Source organism: Pseudomonas sp. AOB-7 (assembly GCF_003696305.1).
Taxonomy (GTDB): domain Bacteria; phylum Pseudomonadota; class Gammaproteobacteria; order Pseudomonadales; family Pseudomonadaceae; genus Aquipseudomonas.
Genome location: NZ_RFFK01000005.1, coordinates 258,955 through 278,003 on the forward strand (window position 1 = coordinate 258,955; position 19,049 = coordinate 278,003).

Below are 19,049 nucleotides of genomic sequence, written 5' to 3' on the forward strand. Positions count from 1 at the left end.
GCTGCCCCATGATCAACGATCCCTTTGCCCGCCTGAACCTCGACCGCGAGGTGCTCAGCGTCAGCCAACTGAACAACCGCGCCCGCCTGCTGCTGGAAGACGTGTTCGCCAGCATCTGGGTCGAGGGAGAAATCTCCAACCTGGCGCGGCCGGCCTCTGGGCATATCTACTTCACCCTCAAAGATAGCCAGGCCCAGGTGCGCTGCGCGCTGTTCCGGCAGAACGCCGCGCGGGTGCGCCAGGCGCTGCGCGATGGTCTGGCGGTGAAGGTACGCGGCAAGGTCTCGCTGTTCGAGGGCCGCGGCGACTACCAGCTGATTCTCGATGCGGTCGAGCCGGCCGGCGACGGCGCCCTGCGCCTGGCCTTCGAAGCGCTCAAGGACAAGCTGTCCGCCGAAGGGCTGTTTGCCACCGAGCGCAAGCTCGCCCTGCCCGCCCATCCCAAGCGCATCGGCATCGTCACCTCGCCCACCGGCGCGGTGATCCGCGACATTATCAGCGTGTTCCGCCGCCGCGCGCCGCAGGTGGCGCTGACCCTGATTCCCACCGCGGTGCAGGGCCGTGAGGCCACCGCGCAGATCGTCCGCGCCCTGCAGCTGGCCGACGCGCAGGGCTTCGACGCACTGATCCTGGCCCGCGGCGGCGGCTCGCTGGAGGACCTGTGGTGCTTCAACGAGGAAGCCGTGGCCCGCGCCGTGGCCGCCTGCGTGACGCCCATCGTCAGCGCCGTGGGCCACGAGACCGACGTGTCCATCGCCGACTTCGTCGCCGACGTGCGCGCGCCGACGCCGTCGGCCGCCGCCGAGCTGCTGGCCCCCGACAGCAGCGAGCTGGTGCAGCGTCTGCACAACCTGCAGCGCCGCCTGGTGCTGCAGATGCAGGGGCGCCTGGCCCGCGAACGGCTGCGCCTGGAGGGCGTGAGCCGGCGTCTGCGTCATCCCGGCGAGCGTCTGCGCCAGCAGGCCCAGCGCCTGGACGATCTGGATATGCGCCTGCGCCGCGCCTTCAACCAACAGCTCATCAACCAGCGCGAACGCCTGGCGCGCCTCGACGCCCGTCTCGCCGCCCAGCATCCGGGGCGCAACCTGGCCCTGCTGCGCCAGCGCCTGGATGGCCTGGCCGCGCGCCTGCCGCGCGCCATGCAGGGCCAGTTGCGCAGCCAGCGCCAGCAACTGGGCGCGCTGGCTGCGCAACTGCAGATCGTCAGCCCGCTGGCCACCCTCGGCCGCGGCTACAGCATCCTCCTCGACGAACGCGGCCAGGCCGTGCGCCGTGCCGCCCAGACCCGCCCGGGGCAACGCCTCAAGGCCCGCCTGGGCGAGGGCGAACTGGATGTGCGGGTCGAAGACAACCATATTCAACCGGCGACGCTGTCGCTGCTCGATTGACCTTTTGCCGGGTGGATAAGCGCCGTGCGCCGATCCACCCCAGGGATAGCCGCATGCGCCTGATCGCGTTCCTTCTGTGCACCGCCTTCGCCCTGCCCGCTCAGGCCGAAGGCTTTATCACCCGCCTGTTGAACAAGCCGGTGCCCGGCGGCGTCGCCGTGCTCGATCTCGGCGACGCCGCCAGCGCGCCAAAGGTGCGTTACCAGGACAAGCCGGTGCTGACCATCCGCGAGGACGGCCAGCGCTGGATCGCCATAGTCGGCATCCCGCTGACGGTCAAACCCGGCGCCCAGCAGCTGGCAGTCGACGGCCGGCCACACAGCTTCCAGGTCGGCGCCAAGCACTATCGCGAACAGCGCATCAACATCAAGAACCAACAGCAGGTCAGCCCCAACGCCGAGAATCTCAAACGCATCGAGCGCGAACTGGCCGAGCAGACCCGCGCCTACCAGCGCTTCAGCGCGCGCCAGCCGAGCAACCTGCTGTTCGACCGGCCGGTCAACGGCCCGTTGTCGAGCCCCTTCGGCCTGCGCCGCTTCTTCAACGGCGAGGAGCGCAACCCGCACTCGGGCCTGGATTTCGCCGCCAATCGCGGCACGTCGATCAAGGCGCCGGCGGCCGGCGAGGTGATCCTGATCGGCGACTACTTCTTCAACGGCAAGACGGTGTTCCTCGACCACGGCCAGGGTCTGATCAGCATGTTCTGCCACCTGTCGGAGATCGACGTGAAGCTCGGCGAGGAGATCGCCCGCGGCGGCCATATCGGCAAGGTCGGCGCCACCGGCCGCGCCACCGGGCCGCACCTGCACTGGAACGTCAGCCTCAACGACGCACGGGTCGACCCGGCGATCTTTATCGGCGCCTTCACCCCCTGATCGGCGCGAGCAAGCCGTTGAAAAACGTAGGCGAGGCAGGCAAGACAAGGCAAAAACGGCCGACACGCAGCGTAGCGTAGTAACAGCCGTAGGCTTGCCCCGAAGGGGTGAGCGCAGCGAATCAAAAGCGGAGTTTACGAGCTGTAAATGAGCATTTTGACTGGGCTCGCACGCGAGGCCGTTTTTAACGCTGGATTGCCAACGCAGGTAGTTTTTCAACAGCCTGCTAATGCCGGGCGATCCGCTCCAGGGCATGAATCTCGTCGATCAGGCAGGGCTCGGCAAAGCCGCCCTGGTCATGCACCAGGATGTGATCCAGCGGGGTCAGCATGCCGAGGGTGGTGCGGTAGCTGAGCAGGCTGGAGAAGTTCAGGTTGTTGCAGGGCCGGGTGAAACTCACCAGGTAGGCCCGCCCCGGGCCGCGGCCGAACAGCAGGTGCTGCTTGTCCAGGTACTGCCAGCCGTCGAGGTCATGGCGCAACACGCTGCGCAGCGACTCGCCCTGGCGATAGCCGAGCTGCTGCAGGCGTTCGTCCAGCGGCAGCGCTTCCGGCGCCGGCCGCTGCGCACAGGCGCCGAGCGCCAGGGCAAGGGACAAGGCGATAAGTGCGCTGAATCTGGCCATGACATGCCTCCTCCCGGCCGAGCCGCCGGGTTCTCGCGGGGCCGTCGCGTTCGGCGCAACCAAGCCCCGGGCCAGTTACCAGCCTACGCCTGATGGGGCCGCCGCGCAGCCTCGGCCTGCCGGATATCTCGCCAGGCAATACCTCACGCAATAACGCCAGATACCGGCAATAAAATCTCGCCATCCCATGCCGTACGCAACGAAACGGCGTTTTTCACAGCCAGCTTGCCATCTTTACCCTCGCGCATTAGGGTTGGCCTCATGAACGACGCCCATACCCTCATTCTCCAGCGACAGCACGCCTGCCTGCGTCTGGTCAGCCCGCGACTGCGTGGCTGAATCCGCTCGCCGCCCCCCCTTTCGCTGCCGCTCCAAGGATTTCGCCATGACCATGCTCAAAGACCCGTCGCAGAAGTACCGCCCCTTCACCCAGATCCAGTTGCCCGACCGCACCTGGCCGGACAAGATCATCGACCGCGCGCCGATCTGGCTGTCCACCGACCTGCGCGACGGCAACCAGTCGCTGATCGAGCCGATGGATGCCGAGAAGAAGATGCGCTTCTTCAAGTGCCTGGTGGGCGTGGGCCTGAAGGAAATCGAAGTGGGCTTCCCCTCCGCCTCGCAGACCGACTTCGACTTCGTGCGGGAACTCATTGAGGGCGGCCATATTCCCGACGACGTCACCATCCAGGTGCTGACCCAGGCGCGCGACGACCTTATCGAACGCACCTTCGAGTCGCTCAAGGGCGCCAAGCGCGCCATCGTCCACTACTACAACGCCTGCGCGCCGAGCTTTCGCAAGATCGTCTTCAACCAGGACAAGGCCGGGGTCAAGGCCATCGCCGTGGCCGCCGGCCAGACCATCAAGCGCCTGGCTGCCGCGCAGCCGGAGACCCAGTGGGGCTTCGAGTATTCGCCCGAGGTGTTCAGCTCGACCGAGACCGATTTCGCCGTCGAAGTGTGCAACGCGGTGATCGCGGTGTTCCAGCCGACCCCGGCGAACAAGCTGATCCTCAACCTGCCGGCCACCGTCGAATGCGCCACGCCGAACAACTACGCCGACCAGATCGAATGGTTCGGTCGCCATATCGATCGCCGCGACAGCGTGCTGATCAGCGTGCACACCCATAACGACCGCGGCACCGGCGTCGCCGCCTCGGAGCTGGCGGTGATGGCCGGCGCCGATCGCGTCGAGGGCTGCCTGTTCGGCAACGGCGAGCGCACCGGCAACGTCTGTCTGGTGACCCTGGCATTGAACCTCTACACCCAGGGCGTCGATCCGCAGCTGGACTTCTCCGACATCGATGCGGTGCGCAAGGTGGTCGAGGACTGCAACCAGATTCCGGTGCACCCGCGCCACCCCTATGCCGGCGACCTGGTCCACACCGCCTTCTCCGGCTCGCACCAGGACGCCATCCGCAAGGGCTTCGCCCAGCAGAAAGATGACGCCGTATGGGAAGTGCCCTACCTGCCGATCGACCCGGCCGACATCGGCCGCGACTACGAGGCGGTGATTCGCGTCAACAGCCAGTCCGGCAAGGGCGGTATCGCCTTCCTGCTCGAACAGGAATACGGCATCAACCTGCCGCGGCGCATGCAGATCGAGTTCAGCCAGGTGGTGCAGCGCGAGACCGATCGCCTGGGCCTGGAAATGACCGCGGCGCAGATCTACCAGCTGCTGGAGTCCGAGTACCTGCAGGCCAGCGCGCCCTACGCCCTGAAAGGCCACCGCCTGCAGGAAGAGAACGGCACCAGCGCGGTCGACGTGGAAGTGCTCAGCGCTGGCGAAAGCCAGCACTGGCGCGGCATCGGCAAGGGCCCGCTGGAAGCCCTGGTGGCCGGCCTGCCGGTGGCCGTGGAGATCATGGACTACAGCGAGCACGCCATCGGCGCCGGCACCAACGCCAAGGCCGCGGCCTATATCGAGCTGCGCGTCAATGGCGGCCGCGCCCTGCACGGCATCGGCATCGACGAGAACCTGACCACCGCCAGCTTCCGCGCCCTGTTCAGCGCGCTGAACCGCGCCCTGAGCCAGGCCGAGGCACAGGCGGCCTGATCGCGCCAGAAGCAAGACGAACAACGCCGGGCACTGCCCGGCGTTTTTTCTTACCAGTAGCCCGGATGCAATCCGGGCGGCGCTGGACGTCAACACACTGCTCCCGGATTGCATCCGGGCTACTTGAGTGCGAAATCGTCGGCATCCAGATGCGCCGGGAAGCGTTCGCGGTAGGCGGCCAGTTCGCCGGCATTGAGGGTCACGCGAAACACCCCGTCGCCGGCCTCGGCCGCCAGCAGCGGCTCGCCCTGGAAATCCAGCACCTGCGAGTCACCGGCATAGGCATGGCCCTTGCCGTCCTCGCCGATGCGGTTGACCGCCGCGACGTAGCACAGGTTCTCGATGGCCCGCGCCGGTAGCAGGCGGTTCCAGTGCAGGCGCCGCGCCGCCGGCCAGTTGGCGGTGTAGAGCAGCAGGTCGGTGCCGCCGGCATCGCGGCTCCACACCGGAAAGCGCAGGTCGTAGCAGATCAGCGGACGCACCCGCCAGCCCTTGAGCTCCAGCAGCACCTGCTCGGTGCCGGCGGCGTAATGCTTGTGTTCGCCGGCCATGCGGAACAGGTGGCGCTTGTCGTAGTGCGCCAGCGAACCGTCCGGGCGTGCCCAGAGCAGGCGGTTGCGGTAGCTGCCGTCGGCGGCCTGGATGATCAGGCTGCCGCAGATCGTCGCGCCGAGGGCACGCGCCTGTTCGCGCAGCCAGCTCGTGGTCGGGCCATCCTCGGGTTCGGCCAGGGCGGCGGAATCCATGGAAAAGCCGGTGGAGAACATCTCCGGCAGTATCACCAGGTCAGCGCCGCGCGCCTGCGCCAGCAGCGCCTGGAAATGCGCGCGGTTGGCGGCCGGGTCGTGCCAGGCCAGGCGGGTCTGGACCAGCGCCAGTGCGAGATCGGGTTTGTCGTTCATCTCAAGGCCTCGATAGCCGTGGCGGCGGACGCCCCGAAGGCTTGTCCGCCATTGCAATTGCCAGGTGTCCCAGGCTTGGCCATGCCCACCCTACGCCCGCCTAGACCGCGCAGAGCTTTCCCGCGGCCTGGCGCAGGGTCTCCTCGCGCTTGGCGAAGCAGAAGCGCACCAGGCGCAGGTCCGCCGGCGGGCTCTGGTAGAACACCGATACCGGAATCGCCGCCACGCCGTGCTCGCGGGTCAGCCATTCGGCCATGGCCACGTCGTCCAGCTCGGGGCGGATCGCCGAGTAGTCGACCAGCTGGAAATAGGTGCCGGGCGCGCGGCGGAAGCTGAAGCGCGAAGCGGCCAGCAGGTCGCAGAACAGGTCGCGCTTGGCCTGGTAGAAGGCCGGCAACTGCTCGACATGCTCGGGGCAGGCGGCCATAAAGTCGGCCAGCGCGTGCTGCAGCGGGGTCACCCCGCAGAAGTTCACGTACTGGTGGATCTTGCGCAGTTCGGCGGTGAGCGCCGGCGGCGCCACCACGTAGCCGGTCTTCCAGCCGGTGACGTGGTAGGTCTTGCCGAAGGAGCTGACCACGAAGGCGCGCGCGTACAGTTCTTCATGGGCCAGCACGCTGGCATGGCGCACGCCGTCGTAGATCAGGTGCTCGTAGACCTCGTCGCTGACGATATGGATGTCGCGGCCGCGGATCAGTGCGGCCAGGCGGTCCAGGTCGGCGCGGGTGAGCAGCGCGCCGCTGGGATTGTGCGGCGAGTTAAGGAAGATCAGCCGGGTGCGCGGGGTGATGGCATCGGCCAGGCGCTGCCAGTCCACGGCGAAGTCCGGCAAGGCCAGCGGCACGTGCACGCAGCGCCCACCGGCCAGCTCCACCGAGGGCTCGTAGCTGTCGTAGCAGGGGTCGAGGACGATGGCCTCGTCGCCCGGATGGATCAGCGCCTGCACCGCGCAGAAGATCGCCTCGGTGGCGCCGGGGGTGATGGTGATCTCGCTGTCGGCATCGCGCTGCACGCCGTAGCTGCGGGCGATCTTGGCCGCCACCTGCTGACGCAGCGCCGGCAGGCCGGTCATCGGGCAGTACTGGTTGCGCCCCTCCTGCACATGGCGCGCCACCGCCTCGCGCAGCGCCTGCGGGCCGTCGAAGTCGGGAAAGCCCTGGGACAGGTTGAGCGCGCCGACGTCCGCGGCGAGCTGGGACATGCGGGTGAAGATGGTGGTGCCGACGTTGGGCAGTTTGCTGACGAGCATCGCGACTTCCTGCGGGGGCTTGAGCAAGCCGCGAGGATAGCCGATGCCCGGTGCCAAGGGCAGCAGCAGGGCTTATGAAAAGCGGGAAGAAGCTTATGCCTTGCCCGCCGCCAAGGCGGCGGCGGGCAAGGCGGCGGCGCTTACTTGCGCTTGTCCTTGCGCTTCTTCTCGGCCTTCTTGTGGTGGCTCATCAGGCGGCGCTTCTTGTTCACCTGACGGTCGGTGAGGGTGTTCTTGTTGCCCTCGTAGGGGTTCTCGCCGCCCTTGTACTCGATGCGGATCGGCGTGCCGACCAGCTTGAGCACGCGCCGGTAGGTGTTCTCCAGGTAACGGGTATAGGCGCGCGGCACCGCGTCGACCTGGTTGCCATGGATCACGATCAGCGGCGGGTTGGCGCCGCCGAGGTGGGCATAGCGCAGCTTGATGCGGCGGCCGTTGACCAGGGGCGGCGCATGGTCGCTGACGGCATCCTCGAGAATCTGCGTCAGGCGGCTGGTCGGCCAGCGGGCGATGGCCGACTGGAACGAGGCCTGCACCGACTTGTACAGGTGGCCGACGCCGGTGCCGTGCAGCGCCGAGATGAAGTGGATATCGGCGAAGTCGACGAAGAACAGCCGGCGCTCCAGCTCGGTCTTGACGTAATCCTTCTGCCCCTGGTCCATGCCGTCCCACTTGTTCAGGGCGATGACCAGCGCGCGGCCGCTTTCCAGGACGAAGCCGAGCAGGTTGAGGTCATGGTCGACCACCCCTTCGCGGGCGTCCATGACGAACACCACCACGTTGGAGTCCTGAATCGCCTGCAGCGTCTTGACCACCGAGAACTTTTCCACCGCCTCGAAGATCTTGCCGCGGCGGCGCACGCCGGCGGTGTCGATCAGGGTGTACTTCTCGTCGTCGCGCTCGAAGGGGATATAGATGCTGTCGCGCGTGGTGCCGGCCTGGTCGTAGACGATGACCCGCTCCTCGCCGAGCATGCGGTTGACCAGGGTCGACTTGCCGACGTTGGGCCGGCCGATGATGGCCAGCTTGATGCCGTCCTTCTCGCTCGGCCCGGGAATGCGCTTGGCCTCCTGGCCTTGCTGCACCTCTTCCTCTTCGCCGCCCTCTTCCGGCTCGCCGGCATCCTTGGGGAAGGCGCCGAGCACGGCTTCGAGCATCTGGGTGATGCCGCGACCATGGGCGCTGGCGATCGCCAGCGGCTCGCCCAGGCCCATGGGGCTGAACTCGGCGCGGGCCAGGTCGACGTCGAGGTTGTCGACCTTGTTCACCACCAGGAAGCTCTGCTTGTTACGCCGGCGCAGGTGCTCACCGATCATCTGGTCGGAGGCGGTCATGCCGGCGCGCGCGTCCACCAGGAACAGCACGGCATCGGCCTCTTCGATGGCCTGCAGCGACTGTTCGGCCATCTTCGCGTCGATGCCTTCCTCGTCACCGGAGATACCGCCGGTGTCGATCACGATATAGGTGCGCCCCTGCCACTTCGCCTCGCCGTACTGGCGGTCGCGGGTCAGACCGGAGAGGTCGCCGACTATGGCGTCGCGGCTGCGGGTCAGGCGGTTGAAGAGCGTGGACTTGCCGACATTGGGCCGGCCCACCAGGGCTATTACGGGAACCATCAGGCTCTCCACTAGGTTATTTCATAAAATGCAAAGGCCGCTGCACGGGCAGCGGCCGGAATGTTTCAGGCTGCCGCCAGGATCACCTGGCAGCATAGCCGGTTCACTTGATGGTCAGCGCCACCAGCTTGCCGCCGTTACCGAAGGCATACAGCCAGTCGCCCACCACCAGCGGACGGGCGCGCAGGCCGGCGCTGTCGATGCGCTCGCGACCGACGAAGCGGCCGTCCACCTGGCTCAGCAGGTGCAGGTAGCCTTCAAGGTCACCGACCGCGACGTAGCTGGAGAACACCTCGGGCGCCGACAGCTGGCGACGGGCCAGGGCGTCGTTGCTCCACAGCGCCGAGGCGCTGCGCTCGTCGATGCCTTCCACAGTGCCGTTGGCCAGGCTGACGTAGACGTTGCCGAAGCCCTGCGCCACGTTCACCGAACTGGACGCCTCGCGCTGCCAGAGTATGCGGCCGCTCTCCAGGTCGAGTGCGGCGACGCGGCCCTGGTAGCTCACGGCATAGACGGTGCCGCCGGACTGCAGCAGGCCGCCGTCGATATCCACCACCCGCTCCAGCTCGGAACGGCCCTGGGGAATGGCCACGCGCTGCTCCCACACCGGCAGGCCGCGCTGGGCATCCACCGCGATCACCTTGCCGCTGGACAGACCGGCCACCACCAGGCGGTTGGTCACCAACGGGCTGCCGGTGCCGCGCAGGGTCAGCACCGCCGGGGTGTTCTCGAAGATCCAGCGCTGGCTGCCGGTATCGGCGTCGAAGGCGATCAGGCGGTCGTCCTGGGTCTGCACCACGACCACGTCGCCGTTGCTCGCCGGGGCGGCCAGCACTTCGCTGGTCACCCGCGAACGCCACTGCTCCTCGCCGGAGCTGGCATCCAGGGCGATCACCTCGCCCTTCAGCGTGCCCAGCAGCACCTGGCCGTAGCCGGCGCCGACCGCGCCGGATACCGGAATGTCCAGTTTCTTGCGCCAGATCACCTTGCCGCTCATGCGGTCCAGGGCCATCACCAGGCCTTCGACGTCGGCGGCGTAGATCACCTCGCCGTCGATGGCCGGCACCAGCATGTTGAAGGTCTCGCCCTGGCCTTCGCCAATGGAGCGGCTCCACTCGGTGCGCAGTTCGACTTCCTCGTCGAACTTGGTCAGTTCGGCCGGCGGCAGTTCCTTCTTGCTATTGCTGCTGCAACCCACGGCCAGTACGGCCAGGGCCAGCAGTGCGGCATTCTTCCAACGCATCACGTCACGCATCCCCTTTTGCCAGGTCGTCCAGCTTCATCTGCAGGCCACCGACGGCGGCGTCCTCGGCCAGGGCCGCCTTGGCCTTCTGGTAGGCGGCATGCGCCTCGTCGGTACGCCCCAGCTGCACCAGCAGGTCGCCCCTGAGCTCTTCGCGGCTGGCCAGGAAGGCCGTATCGGCTTCGCCGGCGAGCAGCGCCAGGGCCTCCTCGGCCTTGTCCTGCGCGGCCAGCACACGGGCCAGGCGCTGCCGCGCCAGTTCGCCCAGGGTGGCATCGGCCGGCTTGTCGAGCACGCCCTGCAGCGCCGCCGCGGCGTCGTCCAGCTTGCCCGCCTCGACCGCCACCTTGGCGACGAACAGGCTGCCGTACTGCGCGTAGTGGCTGCCGGCATATTCGTTGTTGAGCTTGCCGGCCAGCTCGGCGACCTTCGCCGCGTCGGGCTCGCCAGCCGGGTTCAGCGCGGTCTCCAGCAGTTGCTGGTAGATCAACGAGGCGCCCTGCGCCTGGTTGCTCTGGTACTTCTGCCAGCCCTGCCAGCCGAACACCACCACCAGGGCCAGCACGCCGCCGGTCAGCAAGGGTTTGCCGTTGCGCTGCCACCAGTCCTTGATGACCGCCAGCTCTTCTTCATCGGTACGCGAAACCACCCCAATACTCCTATCGCTCGACCCCATGACAGGTCGTTGAGAAAACTACCTGTTAAATACGGGCTGCCAGGTGTTCGGCCAGGGCCGCCCAGGCAATGTTCTGTTGTTCGCTGTCGTCGCGCAGCGGCTTGCAACCTACCACTTGCCGGGCCAGTTCGTCTTCACCCATGACCAGGGCGTACAGCGCGCCGCTCTTGTCGGCCTTCTTCAACTGGCTCTTGAAGCTGCCGCCGCCGGCGTTGAGCTGCAGACGCAGCCCCGGCAACTGATCACGCAGGCGCTCGGCCAGGGCCAGGGCGGCCAGTTCGGCCGGCTCGCCGAAGGCGCACAGGTATAGGTCGACCTGGCGGGCAATCTCCGCCGGCACCTGGTCCAGGGTCTCGATCAGCAGCACCAGACGCTCGATGCCCATGGCGAAGCCCACGCCCGGCGTCGGCTTGCCGCCCATCTGCTCGACCAGGCCGTCGTAGCGGCCGCCGGCGCAGACGGTGCCCTGGGCGCCGAGCTTGTCGGTGACCCACTCGAACACGGTCTTGCTGTAGTAATCGAGGCCGCGCACCAGCTTGGGATTGATCACGTAGGGAATGCCGGCGGCGTCGAGACGGGCCTTCAGCCCCTCGAAATGCACGCGCGATTCCTCGTCCAGGTAGTCCGCCAGCTTCGGTGCGTCGACCAGCAGGGCCTGGGTCTCGGCCACCTTGGAATCGAGGATGCGCAGCGGATTGCTGGCCAGACGGCGGCGGCTGTCCTCGTCGAGCCGCTCGGCACGTGCCGAAAGGTAATCGACCAGGGCCTCGCGGTAACGTGCGCGCGCCTCGCTGGTGCCCAGGCTGTTGAGTTCCAGGGTCACCGCGTCGCGGATGCCGAGCAGGCCCCACAGGCGCCAGGTGAGCACGATCAGCTCGGCATCGATGTCCGGGCCGTCGATATTGAAGACCTCCACGCCGATCTGGTGGAACTGCCGGTAGCGCCCCTTCTGCGGGCGCTCGTGGCGAAACATCGGGCCGATGTACCAGAGCTTCTGGGTCTGTCCGCCACCGGCCAGGCCATGCTCGAGCACGGCGCGCACGCAGGCCGCGGTGCCTTCCGGACGCAGGGTCAGGGAGTCGCCGTTACGGTCCTCGAAGGTGTACATCTCCTTCTCGACGATATCGGTGACCTCACCGATGGAGCGCTTGAACAGCTCGGTGAACTCGACGATGGGCATGCGGATCTGGCGGTAGCCGTAGCCGTCCAGCAGGCTCGCCACGCGGCCTTCGAAGTAGCGCCAGAGCGGGGTCTGCTCGGGCAGGATGTCGTTCATGCCACGAATGGCTTGCAGGGTCTTGCTCACAGGAAATCCTTAACGCCGCGTCAGCCGCGGACGATCACGGCCGCATCGGCGGCGGCCTTCTCGGCCGCCTTGTCGCGAATGAGCCGTTCCAGCTCATCCACCAGGTTGTCGTTGGTCAGTTTCGAGGCGGGCTTGCCGTCGATATAGACCAGGTTATTCGGCGTACCGCCGGTCAGGCCGATATGCGCCTCCTTGGCTTCGCCGGGACCGTTGACCACGCAACCGATCACCGCCACATCCAGCGGCACCAGCAGGTCCTCGACGCGACTTTCCAGCTCGTTCATGGTCTTGACCACATCGAAGTTCTGCCGCGAGCAGCTCGGGCAGGCGATGAAGTTGATCCCACGCGAGCGCAGGCGCAGCGACTTGAGGATGTCGAATCCGACCTTGATCTCCTCCACCGGATCGGCGGCCAGGGAGATGCGGATGGTGTCGCCGATGCCCTCGGCCAACAGCATGCCCAGGCCCACGGCCGACTTCACCGTACCGGAGCGCAGACCGCCGGCCTCGGTGATGCCCAGGTGCAGCGGCTGCTCGATCTGCTGGGCCAACAGCCGATAGGCGGCGACGGCCATGAACACGTCGCTGGCCTTCACGCTGACCTTGAAGTCGGGGAAGTTCAGCCGATCCAGGTGCTCGACATGGCGCAGTGCGGATTCCACCAGCGCCTCGGGGGTGGGTTCGCCGTATTTCTTTTGCAGGTCCTTTTCCAGCGAGCCGGCGTTGACCCCGATGCGGATCGGGATGCCCTTGTCGCGGGCAGCCTCGACCACCGCCCTGACCCGATCCTCGCGACCGATATTGCCCGGATTGATGCGCAGGCAGTCGACGCCCAGCTCGGCCACCCGCAGGGCGATCTGGTAGTCGAAATGAATGTCGGCAACCAGCGGCACACGCACCTGCTGCTTGATCTTGCCGAAGGCCTCGGCGGCGTCCATGTCCGGCACCGAGACGCGCACGATGTCGGCGCCAGCGTCTTCCAGGCGACGGATCTGCGCCACGGTGGCGGCCACGTCGTTGGTGTCGGTGTTGGTCATGCTCTGCACCGCGATCGGCGCATCGCCGCCCACCGGTACCGAGCCGACCCAGATCTTGCGCGACAGTCGGCGCTTGATCGGCGATTCGCAATGCATGCTTACAACCCCAGCTTCAGGCGCGCGGTCTCGCCCGTGATGAAGGGCGAAACGTCGACCGCCTCGCCGTTGTAACTGACCTGGGCGCCACGGGCGAAGCCCAGGCGCAGCTCCATGGGCGCCTTGCCGGTCAGCTCGATGCGCTCGCCGCTGCGTTTGAGTGCGCTGACCAGCACCTTGCCGTCGGCATCGGTGACCTGGGTCCAGCAATCGGCGCTGAACTGCACGCTGAGCGCGCCCTGCCCGGCGGCCAGCGCAACCGGCGCGGCCGGCTCCGCAGCAGCCGGCGCCGGAGCAACCGGAGCAACCGGAGCAACCGGAGCAACGCTAGCAGGGCTGCTCGGCTCGCTGGGCGCAGGTTCTGGCGCAGGCACGGACTGGCTCGGCACCGGCACGGTAACGCTGGACTCGCTCGCGGCGGGCTCGGCGGCCGCCTGCTCGGCAGCGCTGTCGGCCGCGCCGTCCACGGCTTCGCTCGGCTCGACCGGCAACAGCAGCGGGCTGGTCGGCTCGCCGCCCTGGGCGGCCACCACCGCCTGGTCTTCCGGCTCGGCCAGCGAGTGCACCTGGGTGGTGCCATCGGCGCCGTCCACTTCCACCTGTTCGAGCCCCAGGCCGGCCAGATCCGGCGCGGGACGCCCCTGCTCCTGCCACCAGAGGAAACCGGCGCCGATCAGGGCCAGCAGCAGCAGGAAACTGACCAGACGCAGAATGCTTTGCGAGTAGCGCGCCGGCTCCTCGATGCGCCCGAGGCTGTGCACGCTGCTGCCGCTGGCATCGGTGCCGGTGAACTGGTCGAACTCCAGCACCAGACGGTTCTGGTCCAGCTCCAGCAGCTTGGCATAGGCGCGGATATAACCGCGGGCGAAGGTGGTGCCCGGCAGCTTGTCGAAGGCGCCCGCCTCGAGCTGACTAAGACGTTGTGGTGTCAGGTTGAGCTGCCCCGCCACCTCGGCGACGCTCCAGCCCTTGATCTCGCGGGCCTGACGCAGGCTCTCGCCCGGATTGTTCGGCATCGGCTGGGTGACTTCGCTATGCGCCGCTTTCATTGTTGCCCCGAAACGTATTGCTGATATTCCTGAGACGCCGGATACAACCGGCGCAGTTGCAGGCCCAGGCTGGCGGCCGTGTCCCGATCCTCGAAGACCTCCGCCAGACGCGCACCGAGCAATAGGCTGCGGGCGTTCTGCGGCGACATTTCGCTGAAGGACTGGTAATAACCGCGCGCCGGCACATAGGCCTTGTCCTCGTAGGAAAGCATGGCCATCTCCAGCAAAGCCCGCGGCTGCCGGCTGCTGAGGCGCAAGGCGCGCTGGAAATGTTCCTTGGCCTGTTCGCGCTGCCCCAGCTGCAGGGCGGTCAGCCCGAGATTCTCGAATACCCTCGAGCGCTCGGGGTAGAGATTGTCTTCGGCCGCCTTGAGATAGGTGTTCATGGCGTCCTGATAGCGCTTCTGCTCGAACAGGAAACCGCCGTAGTTGTTCAGCAGGCGCGCATCCTTGGGTCGCTGCGACAGGGCCTTGCGAAAATGCTCATCGGCCAGCTGCGGCTCCATTTCCAGCTGGAAGGCCATGGCCAGCGCGGCATGCGCGTCGGCATTGGACGAATCCAGGTCCAGCGCGTTCTTCAGCGGCACCTTGGCGCGCTGAGTGTCGCCCTGCTGAATATAGGCAATACCCAGTTGCACATAAGCATCGCGCGCCTCGTCGCGCCCCTTCGCCGTACGCATGGGGTCGACATCCCCCGTGGTCACACAACCGCCAAGCAGACTAGCAACTAGCAATAACAGCGCAGGGCGCAGGGTCATGGGCATCCTCTCTTCAGCTTCGATTGGCGGCGGGGCGAGGCTCTTGCGCCTCGCTGCCCAGTTGGCGCACGGCAATATAGCGCTCGCTGCGACGGGTACGGTCCATGACCTGGCCAACCAGCTGGCCACAGGCGGCGTCGATATCGTCGCCGCGCGTGGTGCGCACGGTGACGTTGTGCCCGGCCTTGTGCAGCAGGTCCTGGAAACGGCGGATGGCGTTGTTGCTCGGCCGCTCGTAACCCGAGAAGGGGAAGGGATTAAACGGAATCAGGTTGATCTTGCAAGGCACATCGGCCAGAAGTGCGACCATCTGCTCAGCATGCTCGGGCTGATCGTTGACGCCCTTGAGCAGGGTGTACTCGATGGTCAGCACACGCTTCTCGCCGAGCCTGGCGACGTAACGCTTGCAGGCCGCCAGCAGCACGTCCAGCGGGTACTTCTTGTTGATCGGCACCAGCTGGTTGCGCAGCTCGTCGTTGGGTGCGTGCAGCGACAGGGCCAGGGACACGTCGATCACCTCGGCCAGCTTGTCGATCATCGGCACCACGCCCGAGGTGGACAGGGTCACCTTGCGCTTGGAGATGCCGTAGCCGAGGTCGTCCATCATGATCTGCATGGCGGAAACGACGTTGTCGAAGTTCAGCAGCGGCTCGCCCATGCCCATCATCACCACGTTGGTGATGGCGCGATCGATCTTCGCGGGCACGCTGCCGAAGGATTTGTTGGCGATCCACACCTGGCCGATGATCTCGGCGCTGGTCAGGTCGCTGTTGAAACCCTGTTTGCCGGTGGAGCAGAAGCTGCAGTCCAGGGCGCAACCGGCCTGCGACGACACGCACAGGGTGCCGCGGCCGTTCTGCGGGATGTACACGGTTTCCACGCAGCTGCCCGACGCCACGCGCACCACCCACTTGCGCGTGCCATCGGCGGAAATATTTTCGCTGACCACTTCCGGGCCGCGAATCTCGGCAGAGGCCTCGAGCTTCTCGCGCAAGGCCTTGCCGACATTGCTCATGGCGGCGAAATCATCGACGCCAAAGTGGTGAATCCACTTCATTACCTGGCCGGCACGAAAGCGCTTCTCGCCGATGGACTCGAAGAACTGTTCCATTTCCGGCTGGGTCAGGCCCAGCAGGTTGATCTTGCCGGTGGTATTGGTCATGGCTTCACCCTCGCATCTTTCGCCGTGATCAGCGAATGCGCGCGCACAGCTCGGTGGCGGAGAAGAAGTAGGCGATCTCGCGCGCAGCCGAAGCCTCGGAGTCGGAACCGTGTACGGCGTTCTCGTCGATGGACACGGCGAAGTCGGCGCGGATGGTGCCGGCAGCGGCTTCCTTCGGGTTGGTGGCGCCCATCAGCTCGCGGTTCTTGGCAACGGCGTTCTCGCCTTCCAGCACCTGCACGATGACCGGACCGGAGGTCATGAAGGCAACCAGGTCCTTGAAGAAGCCGCGCTCGCTGTGCTCGGCATAGAAGCCAGCGGCCTCGCGCTCGGACAGCTGCACCATCTTCGACGCGACGACGCGCAGGCCGGCCTTTTCGAAACGGGTGGTGATTTCACCGATGACGTTCTTGGCGACGGCGTCAGGCTTGATGATGGAGAAAGTACGTTGAACGGCCATGTGAAGCTCCAGAAACTTAGGGTTAAAGCGAAAAATTAAACCCGCGAATTATACGCGGGTTCCGGTTAAAAGCGTAGGGCGGGCGCCATGAGCACCTGTTTCAGTCGAGTTCTTCGATCCAGGCCGCCTGAATGGCTTCGAGCACCTTCTCGCCGCCGCGCTGCGGGTCGTCGGCGAAATCCGGCAACTCCAGCACCCAACGATGCAGATCGACGAAATTCACGTAGCGCGGATCGACATCCGCCTTGCGTTCACTGAGCTGGATGGCGATTTCCAGCACATCGGTCCACTTCAGACTCATGCTGTTTTCCTGATCAATGCGGCGCTTCGGCCGCGTGATTGAGCGAATACTTGGGAATCTCGATGGTGAGGTCTTCCTCGCCGACTCGCGCCTGACAGGCCAGACGCGACTGCGCCTCCAGCCCCCAGGCCTTGTCCAGGTAATCCTCTTCCAGCTCATCGGCCTCGTTCAGCGAATCGAAGCCCTCGCGCACGATGCAATGGCAGGTGGTGCAGGCGCACACGCCGCCGCAGGCGCTCTCCATCTCGATATGGTGCTGGTGCGCCAACTCCAGGATGGAAACGCCGGGCTCCGCCTCGACCACCATGCCTTCCGGGCAGAACCGCTCGTGGGGCAGAAAAATGACCTGCGGCATCAGTTTAGTCCTCGATCTCGTTCAGATTGCGCCCGGCCAGCGCGGCTTTTACCGTCGAATCCAGGCGCCGGGCGGCGAAGGCGTCGGTCACCTGCGACAGACGCTTGCTCTGCCGCTCGATGGCCGGGCCGTCATTGCTGGCGAGCAGCTCGCGCAGCTCCTGCACCTGCAATTCGATGACCTCACGCTCCTCGGCATCGAGCAAACGCTCGCCATCGGCCTGCAGCGCCGCCTCGACCGCCTCGATCAGGCGCTGGGCGTCGACCTGCAGCTCGCGCAGGGCGCGGGCGGCCTTGTCGTCGCCGGCGTTCTGGAAGGAGTCCTGCAGCATGCGCGCGATCTCGCCATCGGTCAGGCCGTAGGACGGCTTGACCTGAATGCTCGCCTCCACCCCGGAACCCAGCTCGCGGGCGGCGACGCTGAGCAGACCGTCGGCATCGACCTGGAAGGTCACACGAATCTTCGCCGCGCCGGCCACCATCGGCGGGATGCCGCGCAGCTCGAAGCGCGCCAGGGAGCGGCAGTCGGCGATCAGTTCGCGCTCGCCCTGCAGCACGTGGATCATCATGGCCGTCTGGCCATCCTTGTAGGTGGTGAAGTCCTGCGCGCGCGCCACCGGAATGGTGGTGTTGCGCGGAATCAGCTTCTCCATCAGCCCGCCCATGGTTTCCAGGCCGAGCGACAGCGGGATCACGTCGAGCAGCAGCAGCTCTTCGCCGTCGCCGCGATGATTGCCGGCCAATGTGTCGGCCTGGATCGCGGCACCGATGGCCACCACCTGATCCGGGTCGATGTTGGTCAGCGGCGTGCGGCCGAACAGCTCGCCGACCGCTTCGCGTACCCTGGGCACCCGGGTGGAGCCGCCGACCATGACCACCGCACTGACCTCCTCCAGCTCGACGCCGGAGTCGCGCACGGCGCGGCGGCAGGCCTTGAGGCTGCGTGCCAGCATCGGCTCGATCAGCGCCTCGAACTGCGCGCGCGACAGCGTGCCGCGCCAATCGCCATGGGCCAGCTCGACGCTGTCGGCGGCGGTCAGCCCTTCCTTGGCCGCGCAGGCGGTTTGCAGCAGGCTGCGCTGGGTCGCCGGGTCGAGGTCGCTGGACAAGCCGGCCTGGCCGATGATCCAGTCCGCCACGGCGTGATCGAAATCGTCACCGCCCAGGGCGCTGTCGCCGCCGGTGGCCAGCACCTCGAACACGCCGCCGGTCAGGCGCAGGATGGAAATGTCGAAGGTACCGCCACCCAGGTCGTAGATCGCCACCACGCCCTCGGCCTTCTGATCCAGGCCGTAGGCCACGGCGGCGGCGGTCGGCTCGTTGAGCAGGCGCAATACGTTGAGGCCGGCCAGGCGCGCGGCGTCCTTGGTGGCCTGACGCTGGGCATCGTCGAAATAGGCCGGCACGGTGATCACCGCCCCGACCAGCTCGCCGTCCAGGGCCTGCTCGGCGCGCAGGCGCAGCGTCTTGAGGATTTCCGCAGAGACTTCGACGGGGCTCTTGGCGCCCTGCACCGTCTCGATAAAGGGCATATGCGACTCGCCGACCGCGAAGCGATAAGGCATCTGCTCGCCGAGCTGATGCACATCGGCGATCCCGCGACCCATCAGGCGCTTGACCGACAGCACGGTATTGAGCGGGTCGCGGGCGGCCGCCAGCTTGGCCGACTCGCCAACCTCGACGCTGCCTTCGTGATAACGCACGGCCGACGGCAGGATGACCTTGCCCGCGGCATCGGCGATGGGCTCGGCCAGGCCGCTGCGCACGGCGGCGACCAGAGAATTGGTGGTGCCCAGGTCGATACCCACCGCCAGCCTACGCTGATGGGGTTGCGGGCTCTGCCCTGGCTCGGCGATCTGCAATAAGGCCATGGTCTTCTTGAAATCATCAGGCAGG

18 protein-coding genes are annotated in these 19,049 nt (G+C 66.7%); 3 read left to right on the forward strand and 15 right to left on the reverse strand.

Annotated features, from left to right (window positions below):
* The first annotated feature begins 8 nt into the window (after nucleotides 1-8).
* Nucleotides 9-1,388, forward strand: a complete 1,380-nt coding sequence (gene xseA, locus EA796_RS12320) for an exodeoxyribonuclease VII large subunit (RefSeq protein WP_122108819.1) — start codon at nucleotides 9-11, stop codon at nucleotides 1,386-1,388.
* 53 nt (nucleotides 1,389-1,441) lie between these two features.
* Nucleotides 1,442-2,263 (forward strand): M23 family metallopeptidase, encoded by an 822-nt coding sequence (locus EA796_RS12325; RefSeq protein ID WP_122108820.1) that lies wholly within the window; start codon nucleotides 1,442-1,444, stop codon nucleotides 2,261-2,263.
* Nucleotides 2,264-2,489: 226 nt separating this feature from the next.
* Here EA796_RS12325 and EA796_RS23215 read toward each other — a convergent pair whose 3' ends face one another.
* Nucleotides 2,490-2,888 carry a DUF6491 family protein gene (locus EA796_RS23215; RefSeq protein ID WP_021441911.1) on the reverse strand — a complete coding sequence of 133 codons (399 nt, stop codon included), beginning with the start codon at nucleotides 2,886-2,888 and terminating at the stop codon, nucleotides 2,490-2,492.
* 385 nt (nucleotides 2,889-3,273) lie between these two features.
* On the opposite strand from EA796_RS23215, the gene leuA reads away from it, so the two are divergent.
* Nucleotides 3,274-4,944, forward strand: coding sequence for a 2-isopropylmalate synthase (gene leuA, locus EA796_RS12335; RefSeq protein ID WP_122108822.1), 1,671 nt, complete (start codon nucleotides 3,274-3,276; stop codon nucleotides 4,942-4,944).
* 119 nt (nucleotides 4,945-5,063) lie between these two features.
* Here the strand turns inward: leuA and EA796_RS12340 are convergent, their stop codons facing one another.
* The 14 genes from EA796_RS12340 to hscA all read right to left on the reverse strand — a co-directional run bounded on the left by EA796_RS12340 (nucleotide 5,064) and on the right by hscA (nucleotide 19,024).
* Nucleotides 5,064-5,846, reverse strand: coding sequence for an amidohydrolase (locus tag EA796_RS12340; protein ID WP_122108823.1), 783 nt, complete (start codon nucleotides 5,844-5,846; stop codon nucleotides 5,064-5,066).
* 100 nt (nucleotides 5,847-5,946) lie between these two features.
* Nucleotides 5,947-7,095 (reverse strand): pyridoxal phosphate-dependent aminotransferase, encoded by a 1,149-nt coding sequence (locus EA796_RS12345; RefSeq protein WP_122108824.1) that lies wholly within the window; start codon nucleotides 7,093-7,095, stop codon nucleotides 5,947-5,949.
* Nucleotides 7,096-7,235: 140 nt separating this feature from the next.
* Nucleotides 7,236-8,711 (reverse strand): ribosome biogenesis GTPase Der, encoded by a 1,476-nt coding sequence (der, locus tag EA796_RS12350; RefSeq protein WP_031302559.1) that lies wholly within the window; start codon nucleotides 8,709-8,711, stop codon nucleotides 7,236-7,238.
* Nucleotides 8,712-8,814: 103 nt separating this feature from the next.
* Nucleotides 8,815-9,966 carry an outer membrane protein assembly factor BamB gene (gene bamB, locus EA796_RS12355; protein ID WP_122108825.1) on the reverse strand — a complete coding sequence of 384 codons (1,152 nt, stop codon included), beginning with the start codon at nucleotides 9,964-9,966 and terminating at the stop codon, nucleotides 8,815-8,817.
* Complete coding sequence (locus EA796_RS12360; RefSeq protein WP_178082559.1) at nucleotides 9,959-10,603, reverse strand: tetratricopeptide repeat protein; 645 nt, start codon at nucleotides 10,601-10,603, stop codon at nucleotides 9,959-9,961. The genes bamB and EA796_RS12360 overlap by 8 nt, the downstream gene beginning before the upstream one ends.
* Nucleotides 10,604-10,655: 52 nt before the next feature.
* Nucleotides 10,656-11,936, reverse strand: a complete 1,281-nt coding sequence (hisS, locus tag EA796_RS12365) for a histidine--tRNA ligase (protein ID WP_122108827.1) — start codon at nucleotides 11,934-11,936, stop codon at nucleotides 10,656-10,658.
* Between the two features lie 20 nt (nucleotides 11,937-11,956).
* Nucleotides 11,957-13,069: a flavodoxin-dependent (E)-4-hydroxy-3-methylbut-2-enyl-diphosphate synthase gene (gene ispG / locus EA796_RS12370; protein ID WP_021441919.1), complete on the reverse strand. Its 1,113-nt coding sequence runs from the start codon at nucleotides 13,067-13,069 to the stop codon at nucleotides 11,957-11,959.
* 2 nt (nucleotides 13,070-13,071) lie between these two features.
* Nucleotides 13,072-14,118 carry a RodZ domain-containing protein gene (locus EA796_RS12375; RefSeq protein ID WP_122108828.1) on the reverse strand — a complete coding sequence of 349 codons (1,047 nt, stop codon included), beginning with the start codon at nucleotides 14,116-14,118 and terminating at the stop codon, nucleotides 13,072-13,074.
* The gene (pilW, locus tag EA796_RS12380) at nucleotides 14,115-14,876 is read right to left on the reverse strand and encodes a type IV pilus biogenesis/stability protein PilW (RefSeq protein ID WP_122108829.1); all 762 of its coding nucleotides are present in this window, start codon (nucleotides 14,874-14,876) and stop codon (nucleotides 14,115-14,117) included. Before pilW ends, EA796_RS12375 begins: the two co-directional genes overlap by 4 nt.
* Before the next feature lie 13 nt (nucleotides 14,877-14,889).
* Nucleotides 14,890-16,038, reverse strand: a complete 1,149-nt coding sequence (rlmN, locus tag EA796_RS12385) for a 23S rRNA (adenine(2503)-C(2))-methyltransferase RlmN (protein WP_122108830.1) — start codon at nucleotides 16,036-16,038, stop codon at nucleotides 14,890-14,892.
* A gap of 28 nt (nucleotides 16,039-16,066) precedes the next feature.
* A complete protein-coding gene (gene ndk, locus EA796_RS12390) occupies nucleotides 16,067-16,498 on the reverse strand; it encodes a nucleoside-diphosphate kinase (protein ID WP_017675177.1) in 432 nt (143 codons plus the stop codon).
* A gap of 100 nt (nucleotides 16,499-16,598) precedes the next feature.
* Nucleotides 16,599-16,799 carry a Fe-S cluster assembly protein IscX gene (iscX, locus tag EA796_RS12395; RefSeq protein ID WP_021442757.1) on the reverse strand — a complete coding sequence of 67 codons (201 nt, stop codon included), beginning with the start codon at nucleotides 16,797-16,799 and terminating at the stop codon, nucleotides 16,599-16,601.
* Nucleotides 16,800-16,812: 13 nt separating this feature from the next.
* On the reverse strand, nucleotides 16,813-17,154 hold the full coding sequence (gene fdx / locus EA796_RS12400; RefSeq protein WP_122108831.1) for an ISC system 2Fe-2S type ferredoxin: 342 nt from the start codon (nucleotides 17,152-17,154) through the stop codon (nucleotides 16,813-16,815).
* A gap of 4 nt (nucleotides 17,155-17,158) precedes the next feature.
* Nucleotides 17,159-19,024, reverse strand: coding sequence for a Fe-S protein assembly chaperone HscA (gene hscA, locus EA796_RS12405; protein ID WP_122108832.1), 1,866 nt, complete (start codon nucleotides 19,022-19,024; stop codon nucleotides 17,159-17,161).
* Between the last annotated feature and the right edge of the window lie 25 nt (nucleotides 19,025-19,049).